The 13,695-nt window shown below is 68.8% G+C and carries 13 protein-coding genes and 2 tRNA genes; 7 read left to right on the plus strand and 8 right to left on the minus strand.

What is annotated here, in order from left to right:
- Nucleotides 1-193: 193 nt before the first annotated feature.
- A tRNA-Gly gene (locus J9315_RS09745) sits at nucleotides 194-267 on the minus strand.
- A gap of 123 nt (nucleotides 268-390) precedes the next feature.
- Between J9315_RS09745 and J9315_RS09750 the strand changes: the two genes are divergently transcribed.
- Both J9315_RS09750 and J9315_RS09755 read left to right on the plus strand, forming a co-directional pair.
- Nucleotides 391-464: transfer RNA gene (locus tag J9315_RS09750), tRNA-Pro, on the plus strand.
- Nucleotides 465-604: 140 nt separating this feature from the next.
- A complete protein-coding gene (locus tag J9315_RS09755) occupies nucleotides 605-1,780 on the plus strand; it encodes a PQQ-dependent sugar dehydrogenase (RefSeq protein ID WP_211977747.1) in 1,176 nt (391 codons plus the stop codon).
- Nucleotides 1,781-1,809: 29 nt separating this feature from the next.
- Here J9315_RS09755 and J9315_RS09760 read toward each other — a convergent pair whose 3' ends face one another.
- The 3 genes from J9315_RS09760 to J9315_RS09770 all read right to left on the minus strand — a co-directional run bounded on the left by J9315_RS09760 (nucleotide 1,810) and on the right by J9315_RS09770 (nucleotide 4,071).
- Nucleotides 1,810-2,922, minus strand: coding sequence for an alcohol dehydrogenase catalytic domain-containing protein (locus tag J9315_RS09760; RefSeq protein ID WP_211977748.1), 1,113 nt, complete (start codon nucleotides 2,920-2,922; stop codon nucleotides 1,810-1,812).
- Nucleotides 2,919-3,392, minus strand: coding sequence for a ribose-5-phosphate isomerase (locus J9315_RS09765; protein WP_198500951.1), 474 nt, complete (start codon nucleotides 3,390-3,392; stop codon nucleotides 2,919-2,921). Before J9315_RS09765 ends, J9315_RS09760 begins: the two co-directional genes overlap by 4 nt.
- Before the next feature lie 73 nt (nucleotides 3,393-3,465).
- Nucleotides 3,466-4,071, minus strand: a complete 606-nt coding sequence (locus J9315_RS09770; RefSeq protein ID WP_198498616.1) for a disulfide bond formation protein DsbA — start codon at nucleotides 4,069-4,071, stop codon at nucleotides 3,466-3,468.
- 164 nt (nucleotides 4,072-4,235) lie between these two features.
- On the opposite strand from J9315_RS09770, the gene pepN reads away from it, so the two are divergent.
- The 3 genes from pepN to J9315_RS09785 are packed head-to-tail and all read left to right on the plus strand — an operon-like array spanning nucleotide 4,236 to nucleotide 8,462.
- Entirely contained in the window at nucleotides 4,236-6,908 is a 2,673-nt protein-coding gene (gene pepN, locus J9315_RS09775; protein WP_211977749.1) for an aminopeptidase N, read from the plus strand.
- Between the two features lie 13 nt (nucleotides 6,909-6,921).
- A complete protein-coding gene (locus J9315_RS09780; protein ID WP_211977750.1) occupies nucleotides 6,922-8,073 on the plus strand; it encodes a mechanosensitive ion channel family protein in 1,152 nt (383 codons plus the stop codon).
- The gene (locus J9315_RS09785; protein ID WP_211977751.1) at nucleotides 8,070-8,462 is read left to right on the plus strand and encodes a globin; all 393 of its coding nucleotides are present in this window, start codon (nucleotides 8,070-8,072) and stop codon (nucleotides 8,460-8,462) included. The genes J9315_RS09780 and J9315_RS09785 overlap by 4 nt, the downstream gene beginning before the upstream one ends.
- Before the next feature lie 144 nt (nucleotides 8,463-8,606).
- Here the strand turns inward: J9315_RS09785 and J9315_RS09790 are convergent, their stop codons facing one another.
- Both J9315_RS09790 and J9315_RS09795 read right to left on the minus strand, forming a co-directional pair.
- Complete coding sequence (locus J9315_RS09790) at nucleotides 8,607-9,266, minus strand: hypothetical protein (RefSeq protein ID WP_211977752.1); 660 nt, start codon at nucleotides 9,264-9,266, stop codon at nucleotides 8,607-8,609.
- The gene (locus J9315_RS09795) at nucleotides 9,263-9,805 is read right to left on the minus strand and encodes a thioesterase family protein (RefSeq protein WP_198498611.1); all 543 of its coding nucleotides are present in this window, start codon (nucleotides 9,803-9,805) and stop codon (nucleotides 9,263-9,265) included. Before J9315_RS09795 ends, J9315_RS09790 begins: the two co-directional genes overlap by 4 nt.
- 170 nt (nucleotides 9,806-9,975) lie before the next feature.
- On the opposite strand from J9315_RS09795, the gene J9315_RS09800 reads away from it, so the two are divergent.
- Nucleotides 9,976-10,917, plus strand: coding sequence for an acyl-CoA thioesterase II (locus tag J9315_RS09800; protein ID WP_198498610.1), 942 nt, complete (start codon nucleotides 9,976-9,978; stop codon nucleotides 10,915-10,917).
- Complete coding sequence (locus J9315_RS09805; protein ID WP_198498609.1) at nucleotides 10,914-11,180, plus strand: hypothetical protein; 267 nt, start codon at nucleotides 10,914-10,916, stop codon at nucleotides 11,178-11,180. The genes J9315_RS09800 and J9315_RS09805 overlap by 4 nt, the downstream gene beginning before the upstream one ends.
- Before the next feature lie 59 nt (nucleotides 11,181-11,239).
- Here J9315_RS09805 and ettA read toward each other — a convergent pair whose 3' ends face one another.
- Together ettA and J9315_RS09815 are read right to left on the minus strand one after the other, a co-directional pair.
- Nucleotides 11,240-12,922 (minus strand): energy-dependent translational throttle protein EttA, encoded by a 1,683-nt coding sequence (gene ettA, locus J9315_RS09810; protein ID WP_137826330.1) that lies wholly within the window; start codon nucleotides 12,920-12,922, stop codon nucleotides 11,240-11,242.
- A gap of 44 nt (nucleotides 12,923-12,966) precedes the next feature.
- Complete coding sequence (locus tag J9315_RS09815; protein ID WP_211977753.1) at nucleotides 12,967-13,665, minus strand: hypothetical protein; 699 nt, start codon at nucleotides 13,663-13,665, stop codon at nucleotides 12,967-12,969.
- Nucleotides 13,666-13,695: the final 30 nt, after the last annotated feature.

Consider the following 13,695-nt stretch of genomic DNA (forward strand, 5'->3'; position numbering starts at 1 on the left):
AGAATCGACAATCATGCTCGCGGTCGACACGACGGTTCGTCAGTCGTGGGACCGCTGAGGGATCGGACATGGACCATGTCCTTTGGAGATGCAGTCACCCATCCTACGCGAAACGGGAGCCAAAACACGAAAAGCGCCGAGGTGGTCGCGCAGACGAGAAAACCGGCCGAACCACGAGGGTCCGACCGGCCGGTGGAGGGGATGACGGGAATCGAACCCGCACCATCAGTTTGGAAGACTGAGGCTCTACCATTGAGCTACATCCCCGTGTTGCGAATATGACTATATCCGAGGTCGTCGGCACGGGCCAAATCGGGCTTTCATGACGTGTGTCACAGGCCGCGGACGCCGTTGGGACGCCGCCTGCGGATGTGGTTAGATTGAGTGTCGCGGGATGTGGCGCAGCTTGGTAGCGCATCTGTTTTGGGAACAGAGGGTCGCAGGTTCAAATCCTGTCATCCCGACGATCGAGAGCCGCCCTGACCTGCAGGTCAGGGCGGCTCTCCCCCATTCAGCGCCGTTCCCATTGGACGGCATGAGGCTCGACCCGCGGCAGGGAGATTCGCGACAATGGTGTCCCGACCGGATCCAGGAAGGACCCGCCATGGCGCCGCTGCCCCCGTCCTCGCACCCGAGCCCGCTCTCACGCCTGCGCACCCGGACGCGGACCGTGCGCCTGACCGCGCTCGGGGCCGCCGTCGGCCTCGCCCTCAGCGCCTGCACCGCAGGGGACGACCCGAGCTCGGCGCCGGGCACCTCGGCGTTCTCCCCGTCGCAGGCACCGAGTACCGAGACCGGGTCTCCCCCGCCGCTCACCGCCCCCGAGGTCGTCGCCGAGAACCTCGACGCACCGTGGTCGATCGCCTTCGCCGGCAGCTCCCCGCTCGTGTCCGAACGCGATACGGGACGGATCCTCGAACTCTCCGGCGACCGTCCCGCGCAGGTCCGGGAGGTCGGCACCGTGCCCGACGTCGCCGCCGCCGGCGAGGGCGGTCTGCTCGGCCTCGCCGTCGCCGACGACGTCCTCTACTCCTACTTCACGGCCGCCGACGGCAACCGCATCGTCCGCTTCCCGCTCACCGGCGACCCCGGGGGCCTCGGCCTCGGGGAGCCCGAGGTGCTCCTCGACGGCATCCCGGCAGGGACCACGCACAACGGCGGCCGACTCGCCTTCGGACCCGACGGCATGCTCTACGCCACGGCAGGCGATGCGGGCAACAGCGCCTCGGCGCAGGATCGGGACGCCCTGTCGGGCAAGATCCTGCGGCTGACCCCCGACGGCGCGGTGCCCGAGGACAACCCGTTCGACGGGTCGTACGTCTACTCCTACGGTCACCGCAATCCGCAGGGGCTGAGCTGGGACGAGGACGGGACGATGTACGCCAGCGAGTTCGGGCAGAACGCGTGGGACGAGCTCAACGTCATCGAACCCGGGGCGAACTACGGCTGGCCCGAGGTCGAGGGCATGTCCGATCCCGGGGAGGGCGGGGAATTCGTCGATCCGGTCCAGCAGTGGGCCCCGGCGGAGGCGAGTCCGAGCGGGATGACGATCACCGGCGACTCGCTCCTCATCGCCAATCTCCGCGGTGCGACGCTGCGCGAGGTCCCGGTCACCGACCTCTCGCAGTCGCGGACGTCCTACGACGGCGAGTACGGTCGCCTCCGCGACGTCGTCACGACCCCGACCGGGGAGATCTGGATGCTGACGAACAACACCGACGGGCGCGGCGATCCGGGGCCCGACGACGACCGGATCATCCGCATCCCGGCACCGGACTGAGCGGTCGCTCCGTCACAGCGGGGGCGGCCTCAGCGCTCGAAGTCGATGACCTGACGGATGACGGTGCCGGCGGCCAGCGCGTCGAAGGCTGCGTTGATGTCGTCGAGGGCGACGGTCTCGGAGATGAGCTCCTCGACGGGCAGTCGACCCTCACGCCAGAGCTGCGCGTAGATCGGGATGTCGCGGGCCGGCACGGCCGACCCGAGGTAGGACCCGATGACGGTGCGCGCCTCGGCGGTCAGCGTCACCGGGGTGATGCGGGCCTCGGCGTCCGGGGCGGGCAGGCCGACGGTCACGGTGCTTCCGCCCACGGCGGTCGCGGTGAAGGCGGTTTCGAAGGCGCGGGGATGGCCGACGCATTCGATGACGATCGGCGCCGTCCGGTCTCCGAGCTCCTCGGGGGTGTAGACCTCGACCGCGCCGAGCCTCCGCGCATGCTCGAGCTTGTCCGGGTTCGCATCGACGCCGATGACCCCGGCGGTCTCGATCGACAGCGCCGTGATGAGCGCGGCCATCCCGACCCCGCCGAGGCCGACGATCATCACCTCGTCGTCAGGGCCCGGGGCGCCGGCGTTGAGGACCGCTCCCCCGCCGGTGAGCACCGCGCACCCGAGGACCGCGGCGATCGGGGCCGGCACATCGTGGCCGACGGGCACGACGGAGGCGCGGTTGACCACGGCGTGCGTGGCGAAGACCGACGCGCCGAGGTGGTGGAGCACCTCAGCGCCGGAGGCGTCGTGGAGGCGCACCCGATGACCGTCGAAGGGCAGTGTGCCCGCGGCGTTCGTCGCGCTGCCGGGAATGCACGGCAGCTTCCCGTCGGTGAGGCAGTTGCGGCAGACCCCGCAGCGCGGCAGGAACACGGTGACGACCTGGTCGCCGATCTCGAGGTCGTCGACGCCGTCGCCGAGGGCCTCGACGATGCCCGCGCCCTCATGGCCGAGCAGCATCGGCAGCGGCCGGGGCCGGTTCCCGTCGACGACGGAGAGGTCGGAGTGGCACACTCCGGCCGCGGTCAGCCGGATGAGGATCTCCCCGGGGCCCGGCGCGTCGAGGTCGAGCTCCTCGACCGTGAGCGGAGACGACTCCGCATACGGCCGGGCACGCTCCATCTCGCGCAGCACCGCGCCCCGGATCCTCACAGTCCGGCCTGTCCCTCGGTCTCGTAGGCGGCCATGATCCCGATCCGGCGGGAATGGCGTTCATCACCGGAGAAGGGGGTGGTGAGGAACGCGTCGACGATGGCGATCGCATCGGCTTCGGAATGCTGGCGGGCGCCGACGGCGACGATCTGCGCATCGTTGTGCTCGCGGGCGAGCTGCGCGATCTCCGGGTTCCACGCCAGTGCGGCCCTGGCGCCGGTGACGAGGTTGGCCGCCATCTGCTCCCCGTTGCCCGACCCGCCGATGACGACGCCCAGCGAGTCGAGGCCCGCGGCGCGGTCGTCGACGACGGCCTGAGCCGCGGCGATGCAGAACGCCGGATAGTCGTCGAGCGCGTCGTACTCGAGCGCGCCGTGGTCGACGACCTCGTAGCCCTCCTCGCCGAGGTGGTCCTTGAGGACCTCTTTGAACTCGTACCCGGCGTGGTCGGTGCCGAGGTGAACCTTCATCATGTGCCTTTCGTCAGGGGTGGTCAGCTCGCAGCTCGTGGACAGAGCAGCGGACAGTGCAGTGGGCTGAGCGTCAGTCGAAGATCGGACCCTGGTCGCGGGTGCGCTTGAGTTCGAAGAAGCCCGGCGTCGAGGCGACGGCGACGACGCCGTCGAAGAGGCGCCCGGCGTCCTCGCCCTTCGGGGCCGGGGTGACGACGGGACCGAAGAACGCGGTGCCGGCGACCCGGCAGATCGGGGTGCCGACGTCGTCGCCGACGAGGGCCATCGCCTCGTCGTGGGAGGCCTGCAGCGCCGCGTCGTAGTCGTCGCGCTCGGCGTAGTCGAGGAGTTCGGCGGGCAGGTCGAGCTCAGCGAGCGCCTCGGCGACGGCCTTGTCGAAGTCCTGCTCCCCTCCGGGGTGGATGCGGGTGCCGATCGCGGTGTAGAGCGGTTCGGCGATCTCCTCGCCGTGCTCGGCGATCGCGGCGGTGACGACGCGCATCGGGCCCAGGGTGCGGTCGATGAGTTCCCGGTAGTCCTCGGGCAGGTCCTTGTCGCGGTTGAGGATGTTGAGGCTCATCGGATGGAAGCGGACGTCGACGTCGCGGACCTTCGCGACCTCGAGTCCCCACCGGGACGTCATCCACGCCCACGGGCACGCCGTGTCGAACCACAGGTCAAGGGTCTCTCTGCTCATTCTCGCTCCTCATCGGCAGGGGGCGCGCAGCAGCGCCCCGGTCACTGTGCCAATCTACCAACTCCGCGCGCTCCCGGCCCACCGCGTCCTCGTCGCCTGGATCGCACGGCGTCCATGACAGAATGACGACAGTACACATGACTTGATGCGGAGGTCGCCAGACAGTGCCCCAATACAACCTCACCCGCGACGAAGCACGTTCGCGGTCGTCCCACATTGACGTCACGAGCTACGAGCACACGCTCATCCTCACCGGTCGCGGGGACTCGTTCCGGGTGCGGTCCCGGATCCGCTTCACCGCCGATCCGGATGCGACGACCTTCATCGACGCGATCACCGCGAGCGTCGAGAGGATCGTGCTCAACGGCCTCGACCTCGAACTCGCCGAGGTCGTCGCCCCCTCCCGCATCACCCTGCCGGGACTCGCGGCGGAGAACGAGCTCGTCATCGACGCTCATTTCTCCTATATGAACACGGGTGAGGGCCTCCACCGCTTCGTCGACCCGATCGATGACGAGGTCTACCTCTACTCGCAGTTCGAGGTGCCCGACGCCCGCCGCGTCTTCCCCGTCTTCGAGCAGCCCGACCTCAAGGCCCCGTTCTCCTTCACCGTCGTCGCCCCCGAGCACTGGACCGTCGTCTCGAACTCCCCGACACCGACCCCCGGCGATCCGGCGGAGACCTTCGCCGACCTCGGCGAGGAGGCCGCCGAGGGCATGGCCGTGTGGCAGTTCGCCCCGACGACCCCGATCTCCTCCTACATCACCGCGATCATCGCCGGCCCCTACCGCAGCGTCCACTCCGAGCTCGTCTCCTCCGACGGCCAGCCGGTGCCGCTGGGCCTCTACTGCCGCGAATCCCTCTTCGAGCACCTCGACTCCGACACCCTCTTCAGGATCACCCGCGCCGGCTTCGAGTTCTTCGAACGCGAGTTCGGGGTGCCCTACCCGTTCGAGAAGTACGATCAGCTCTTCGTCCCCGAGTTCAACGCCGGGGCGATGGAGAACGCCGGGGCCGTGACGATCCTCGAGAACTACATCTTCCGCTCCCGTCCCACCGAGGCCCTCGTCGAGCGCCGCACCGTCACCGTCCTCCACGAGCTCGCACACATGTGGTTCGGCGATCTCGTGACGATGAAGTGGTGGAACGACCTGTGGCTCAACGAGTCCTTCGCCGAGTTCATGTCGACGCTCGCAACCGCCGAGGCGACGAAGTACACCGAGGCGTGGACGACGTTCGCGACGATCGAGAAGTCGTGGGCCTACCGGCAGGATCAGCTGCCGAGCACGCACCCGATCGTCGCCCCCATCGAGGACCTCGCCGACGTCGAGGTCAACTTCGACGGCATCACCTACGCCAAGGGCGCCTCCGTGCTCAAGCAGCTCGTCGCCTGGGTCGGCCGAGCCGAGTTCTTCGCCGGCCTCGCCCAGTACTTCGAGAAGCATGCGTGGGCGAACACGGAACTGTCCGACCTGCTGCGCGAGCTCGAGGCGACGAGCGGACGCGACCTCGCGACCTGGTCGAAGCTGTGGCTCGAGGAATCCGGCGTCAACCTCATCGAGGCGAGCGTCGAGACCGCGCCGGCCGACACCGCCCAGGAATCGGACTCCTCCCCCGCCGAGGTGGTCACGCGGCTGCGGGTGACGCAGAAGCCGTGGATCATCGAAGGGCAGCCGGTGCCGTCCCTGCGTCCGCATCGCCTCGCGATCGGCTTCTACTCCGAGAACGCGGAGGGCCGGCTCGTGCGCACACATGCCCTTCCGCTCGATCTCGACTCCGCCGAGGCGGACGTGCCCGAGGCCGTGGGACTGCCCAAGCCCGACGTCATCGTCGTCAACGACGCCGACCTCACCTATGCGAAGGTCCGCTTCGATCCCGAGAGCATGCGGGTCGCGGCGGCGCGCCTGAGCGACTTCGACGATTCCCTCACCCAGCTGCTCGTGCTCAGCACCCTGTGGGACTCCGTGCGCGACGGCGAGCTGCCGGCCGGCGTCTACATCGAGACCCTGCTCAACCACCTCGGGGCGATCACCCACTCCTCCGGTCTGCTCACGCAGTTGCGCCAGCTCGAGACGGCCGTCGGGGCCTACCTGCCCCCGGCCGAGCGGGCACAAGCGCACACCCGCGTCGCCGACCGCCTCGGCGAGCTCTTCGCATCAGCCCCGGCCGGATCGGATCAGGCGTTCCAGTTCCTCCGCGGAGTCATCCGGCATGCCGAATCTTCGGCGCAGATCGACCAGCTGCGGCAGTGGCTCGACGCCGCCGAGGTCGGCGGCATCACGATCGACACGGACCTCAAATGGGAGCTGCTCATCGCGCTGTCGAACCACGATGCGATCGCCGAGTCCGCGATCGCGGACATGGCCGCCGAGGATCCCAGCGCCACCGGACAGCGGCAGGCCGCGACCGCACGGGCCGCCAGGGCCACCTCGGCGGCGAAGTCGCAGGCCTTCACCCGGATGATCGACGAGGTCGACCTGCCGAACTCGGAGCTCGGGGCCCTGGCCACCGGGTTCGCGATGGGACTGCAGACCGACACCGGTGAGCTCATCGCCGCCGAACCGCCCCTCCTCGACTTCGCCACCGAGTACTTCCAGCGGGTCTCGGGCTGGTGGGAGACCCGGACGCTCGAGATGGCGCAGACGATGACGCTCAAGCTCTTCCCGCCGGCCACCGCCCACACCGTGGCCCAGGCGACGACGTGGCTGACCGATCATCCGGCGGCCCCGAAGGGACTGCTGCGACTGATGCGGGAGAACCTCGCCGACGCGCAGCGGGCGCTGACGGCTCAGGAGACGTCCAGCATGGTTGAGGACCCGTCCAAGATCGCTCGCTAGGCTCGAGGGCATCATGACTTCTGATTCTCTCGAGACCACTCTGCTCGCCGCCTCGCAGATCGATTGGGCGTTCCTCCTCGACGTCCCGCTGCGGGTCACCATCATCATCGTCGGTGCGCTCATCATCAACTTCCTCATGCGCATCGTCATCCGCCGCTTCGCCGCAGGCGTGGCGAAGGGCACCGTCGGCAGCTCGAAGGCGACGTCGCGGTTCTCCACCTCGGCGATGGAGTCGCAGTTCACCGGCATCGACCAGGCGACGATCAGGGAGCGGCGCGCCCAGCGCGCGCAGACGGTGGGACGGATGCTCTCCTCGGTGACCTCGATCGTCATCGCCGTCGTCGCGAGCCTCATCGTCCTCTCCGAGCTCAACTTCAACGTCGGCCCGATCCTCGCCTCGGCGGGTATCGCGGGTGTCGCGATCGGCTTCGGGGCCCAGGCGCTCGTCAAGGACTACCTGTCGGGCTTCTTCATGGTCATCGAGGACCAGTACGGGATCGGCGACTCCGTCGACCTCGGCGAGGCGATCGGCACCGTCGAGGACGTCGGCCTGCGCACCACCCAGGTCCGCGGCCTCGACGGGACGCTGTGGCATGTGCGCAACGGCGAGATCCTCCGCGTCGGCAACCAGTCGCAGGGCTGGGCCCGCGCCGTCCTCGACATCCCCGTCGCCTACAACACCTCGGTGGCGACGTATTCGAAGGTCATCGCCGATACGACGAAGGTCATCGAGGAGGACCCGGAGATCGCCGATGCGATCCTCGAGCAGCCCGAGATCTGGGGTGTCGAGTCCCTGTCGGCGCAGTCGCAGGTCATCCGCACGGTGCTCAAGACGAAGCCGAACCAGCAGTGGAAGGTCGCGCGCGCCTTCCGTGCCGAGCTCAAGCGCCAGATGGACAAGTACGGCATCCACATCCCGATCACGCAGGAGACGGTCTTCCGCACGCTGCCCGACCCCACCGAGGCGGCGAAGATCAAGTCGACGAACGAAACCGAGGACGACTCCGAGGACCACGACCGCGAGTCCGCGTCGACCGGCGGCTCGGGCAAGTCCCCGGCGACCGGTCGGGCCTCCGGCAGTCGCGCGCCGGGCGGTCGCTCGACGGGCAGCCGGTCGGGTGTCGGACACAAGGGCAGCGGGAATCCCGAGGGAAGGAAGCGATGAGCTCAGAGACGATCTTCGACGCGGTCGGCGGCCACCCGACGTTCACCCGGCTCGTCGACGCGTTCTACGCCAATGTCGCCGCCGACGAACCGCTCATCAGCATGTACCCGGAGGGCCACGACCTCACCGGAGCCAAGCATCGGCTCCAGATGTTCCTCGAGCAGTACTTCGGCGGGCCGACGACGTATCAGGAGGAGCGGGGCCACCCGCGTCTGCGGATGCGCCACTTCCCGTTCCCCGTCGACTTCGACGCTCGGGATCGGTGGCTGCGGGCGATGCGCGGGGCGCTTGACGAAATCGACCTGCCGCCCCTCTACGACGAGGTGTTCTGGGACTACTTCCAGCGCGCCGCCACCGCGATGGTGAATACGAACAGCACCGGAGCCTGAGGCTGCGAACTACGTCGATGCGCGTTCTGTTCTGCGCACACCGGCATCTGCGGCTCACCGTGGTATGCAGGGCTCATGTCAGGACCAGAGCCCTGCGAATCAGGGTGAGCCCTAGCATGTTCGTGCCGCCCCCTGCCGTCTGCCTCAGGCGGCCTTCCGGGTGAGGAGGTGGCCGCCGGGGGTGACGACGCGCAGCCAGCCCGCGGATTCCATGACCGGGCAGGCGGCGTTCGCCGCTGGCGGGAGGAAGCGGAGGCCTGCGGCGGCGAAGGCGAGGCCCGCCGGCAGCGTCGTCCCGTGGTCGCCCGTCAGCGGGGCCGCCCACACCCGTGCCCGGAGCGCTTTGACCGCGTGCGAGCCCGCCCCGTCGGGAGTGCCGTCGGCGACCTCGGCGATCCCCGCCTCGGCGCCGGCGATAAGGGCGGTCGGGGCGATCGTGTCCGTCTGCTCCCACGGTCCCCGAGGTGGGGCGATGCCGGCCCAGGAGACGAGCATCGACGTCGGCGGCAGCGGGAGGCTCGTGCCGTTCTCCGCGCGGGCGAAGCGGTCGGTCAGCGCGGCGAGCGGGACGACCTCGTCGAGGCCGTCGAGTTCGGGGGAATCGAGCCGCTGCATCCGCATCGCGAGCACGAGCGGGGTCGAATCGCCGATCCCGTGCGGGAAGAGCGGAGCGACGGTGAGGACGAGGACCTCCGAGGCGACCTGCAGGCGCATCGCCCCGTCGGGATCGAGTCGGTGCGCCAGCGAGGTGAACGCGGCAAGGTCGGACAGGGCCTTCTCATCGGCGATCTCGAGGGTCGTCATCGGCGCAGGCTCCGCATCCGCGCGGGGGCGCGCACGACCGACTCGAGGGCGACGATCTCCTCCTCGCTCAGGCGCCGCGGACGACCGCTGGCCTGGTCGACGAAGGCGATGACGGTCTCGGAGACCGTGTAGACGAGGGAGCCGTCGGGCTCGACGATGACGTAGCTGATCGTCACCGAGGCGGGCCGCACCTCGCTGATGACGAGATCGACGGCGATCGGTCCGGGACGGTAGCTGATCGGGGCGCGGTATTCGATGGCGTGCGAGGCGACGAGGAGTTCGGTCGTCGCCGAGGCGGCCCCGAAGACCTCGGGCATCGGAAGACCGGAGACCACCTCGGCGGCGCCGTACTCCCCCGGCCCGACGGCGGCGTCGCGGCTCTGCGTCGGGGATCCCAGCGCCCGGACGCGGGCCTCTTCGAGGAGCCGGAGCTGGACGACGTTGTTGACGTGTCCGTAGGCGTCCATGTCACCCCATCTCAGTTCGAGGAGGACTCGGGTGAATTCGTCGAGAAGGGGGTTCGTGGCGCCTGAGTGCATGATCCCATGATGCCATCCCGCAGACCCCGGCCTGTGCCCGGGCGACTCATCCCGCCGCAGGTGGCTCACCGGACCGGATCACCCGCGTGCCCGCTCGAACTGCCCTGTTGCCGGCGGTCGTGCGATGCGTCTCCTCGCAGGTCGCACGGTGCCCGGGTAGGATCGAGACGATGTCCGACCCTGTCCTTCCGGAGGCCCATGTGAGCGAAACCGAACCGACCCTCGCCGAGGCGAATGTCGCCCGTCTGCACGAACTCCTCGAGTTGAGGAAGGTCGCCGTGGACGAGTCGAGGCGGGAGTCGGATCATTTCGTCGGGCCGAGCCAGTACAAGCCCGACGGCCGCGTCTTCGGCGGTCAGGTGCTCGCGCAGTGCATCGTCGCGGCCGCCGCGACCCTGCCCGCCGACCGCCTCATCCACTCGCTGCACGGCTATTTCCTGCGGGCCGGCGACGTCGCCGAACCCATCGAGTTCGGGGTCGAACGCCTCCGCGACGGCCGGTCCTTCTCCGCTCGACGCGTCCACGCCTATCAGAAGGACGTGCCGATCCTCTCGCTCATCGCCTCGTTCCAGGACGAGCAGCCGGGATTCGAGCACTCCGAGCCGATGCCCACGGGAATCCCGGGCCCCGAGGACAGCCCCGATCTGCGGGAGCTGCTCGCCGCCGACGATTCCCTGCGCGTCACCGAATGGTTCAATCGGCGCCCCTTCGACATCCGTCCCGTCGAGCCCTTCGGGGTTCCCGGTGCCGGGGACATCGACACGGAGCTGCCCGAGCAGCACGTGTGGTTCCGCGCGAGCGCGCACTTCGGCGACGACCCCGTGCTCAATGCGGCGGCGCTGGCCTATGCCAGCGACTTCAACCTCCTCGAACCGGTGCTGCGCAAGCACGACCTCACTTGGGCCACCCCCGGCCTGCGGGTCGCGAGCCTCGACCATGCGATGTGGTGGCATCGGCGCGTCCACGTCGACGACTGGATGCTCTACGTCCAGGAATCGCCGGCGGCCCGCGGCGGTCGCGGTCTCGGCTACGGGCGGATCTTCTCCCGCGACGGCGAGCTCCTCGCCACCGTCGCGCAGGAGGGCATGGTCCGCGTCAAGGACATGCCGTGAGCGATGACAAGACCGCGATGATCGAGATCCTCGCCTCGATCCTCAGTCGCCTCGTCAACGTCGCCCTGTGCCTCGTGCTCACGTCGATCGCGCTGCTCATCCTCCGGGATCGCACGGATCTCCACATCGGACTCGTCGCGATCATCGCGCTCGTCCTCGGCATCCTCGCCACGTTCGTCGTCCGCTGGCTGCTCACGCTCTTCCACCGCCTGTGGCGGAAGCTCTTCGACCGCTTCGAACCCGGAGCCGGCCCGCGCTCATAGACCGCCGCCCACGCACGAGGGCCCCGGCATGATGCCGGGGCCCTCGTGTGCTGAGTCCGTCAGTCGCGGGTGAGGCGACGATGGGTGACGCGGTGCGGGCGGGCCGCATCCTCGCCGAGGCGCTCGACCTTGTTCTTCTCGTACGCTTCGAAGTTGCCCTCGAACCAGTACCACTGAGCCGGGTCCTCGTCGTTGCCCTCCCACGCGAGGATATGCGTGGCGACGCGGTCGAGGAACCAGCGGTCGTGGGAGACGACGACGGCGCAGCCGGGGAACTCGAGCAGCGCGTTCTCGAGCGATCCCAGGGTCTCGACGTCGAGGTCGTTCGTCGGCTCGTCGAGGAGGAGCAGGTTGCCGCCCTGCTTGAGCGTGAGCGCGAGGTTGAGGCGGTTGCGCTCACCACCGGAGAGCACTCCGGCCTTCTTCTGCTGGTCGGGACCCTTGAAGCCGAACGCGGAGACGTAGGCGCGCGAGGGCATCTCGACGGCGCCGACCTGGATGAAGTCGAGTCCGTCGGAGACGACCTCCCACAGCGACTTCTCCGGATCGATGCCCCCGCGGGACTGGTCGACGTAGGAGATCTTCACGGTCTCGCCGACCTTGAGGTTGCCGTTGTCGAGCTCTTCGAGGCCGACGATCGTCTTGAACAGCGTCGACTTGCCGACGCCGTTGGGGCCGATGACGCCGACGATGCCGTTGCGCGGCAGCGAGAAGCTCAGTCCGTCGATGAGCAGGCGGCCGTCGAAGCCCTTCTCGAGGTCCTTCGCTTCGATGACGATGTCGCCGAGGCGGGGGCCGGCCGGGATCTGGATCTCTTCGAAGTCGAGCTTCCGCGTCTTCTCGGCCTCAGCGGCCATCTCCTCGTAGCGGGCGAGACGGGCCTTCGACTTCGTCTGCTTGGCCTTCGGGTTCGACCGCACCCATTCGAGTTCGTCCTTGAGGCGCTTGGCGAGCTTCGCGTCCTTCTTGCCCTGGACCTGCAGACGCTCGCGCTTCTTCTCGAGGTAGGTCGAGTAGTTGCCCTCGTAGGGGTAGAGGTGACCGCGGTCGACCTCGGCGATCCATTCGGCGACGTGGTCGAGGAAGTACCGGTCGTGGGTGATGGCGATGACGGCGCCGGGGTAGGACTTGAGGTGCTGCTCGAGCCAGAGCACGGATTCGGCGTCGAGGTGGTTCGTCGGCTCGTCGAGGAGGAGCAGGTCGGGCTTCTCCAGCAGGAGCTTGCACAGCGCCACGCGGCGGCGCTCACCGCCGGAGAGGACGCTGACGTCGGCGTCGGGCGGCGGGCAGCGCAGCGCGTCCATGGCCTGTTCGAGCTGCGAGTCGAGGTCCCACGCATCGGCTGCGTCGATGGCCTCCTGCAGCTTGCCCATCTCCTCCATGAGGGCGTCGAAGTCCGCGTCGGGGTTCGCCATCTCCTCGGAGATCTCGTTGTAGCGGTCGAGCTTCGCCTTGATCTCGGCGACGCCCTCTTCGACGTTGCCGAGCACGGTCTTGTTCTCGTTGAGCGGGGGCTCCTGCATGAGGATGCCCACCGTGTAGCCGGGGCTGAGCCGGGCTTCGCCGTTCGACGGCTGTTCGAGGCCGGCCATGATCTTGAGGATCGTCGACTTGCCGGCGCCGTTGGGGCCGACCATGCCGATCTTCGCCCCCGGGTAGAAGGACATCGACACGTCGTCGAGAATGACTTTGTCACCGTGCGCCTTGCGCGCCTTGTGCATGGTGTAAATGAATTCGGCCATAGTGGCCCCAGATTATCGGTTGGCGCGCCTCCGCGCCAAACGCATCAGCCTCCGCCCAGCGACGGTCCGTCCGAGCTCGACGAGCCCTCCGAACCGCTGCCGGAGCCCGACGACGACCCGCTCGAATCCGACGAGCCGCTCGAGGACGAACCGCTCGACGACGAGCCTCCGGAGCCCGACGAACCCGAGGAGTCGCTCGAGCCCGAGGAGCTGTCCGGGCTCGGGGTCTCCGCGTCGTCACCGGTGATGTTCTCACCCGGGAGGTGACCGGCACCGTTGTCGTCGCCGTCCTCATCGCGCATCTCCCCCTTGGGCGCCTCGACGCCTTCGGGTCGGTCGACCTTGCCGAGCAGGCACGCTCCGGTCGATTCCGAGGGGGGCATGAGCTCGGCGGTGGCCTTGCCGGCGCGGATCTCCCCGACGACGCAGCCCTTCTCCGTCTTCACCCCGAAGACCTTCGAGGGCACTTCGTTGCCCAGCGGCGATTCGTCGAGGGTGGCCTCGAGCTGCTCGGGCTTGTATCCGGCGTCGATCATCGTGTCGAAGAACTTCTTCGTCGACGGCACTGATTCGGAGTCACCGGTCAGCGGTTCGACCGCCTTGATGACCTTGTCGACTTCGGCCTCGGGCTTCGCCGACGTCGTCGCCGGCGCCGGTTCCGCATTGTCGTCGAGTCCGAGCAGGGAGCAGCCGGACAGGGCGATGGTCAGGGCTGCGACACCCAGGAGGGGAACGACACGCATGGATCACCTTGGGGAGGACGACGACGAACG

Source organism: Brevibacterium sp. W7.2, from assembly GCF_018137945.1.
GTDB lineage: Bacteria > Actinomycetota > Actinomycetes > Actinomycetales > Brevibacteriaceae > Brevibacterium > Brevibacterium sanguinis.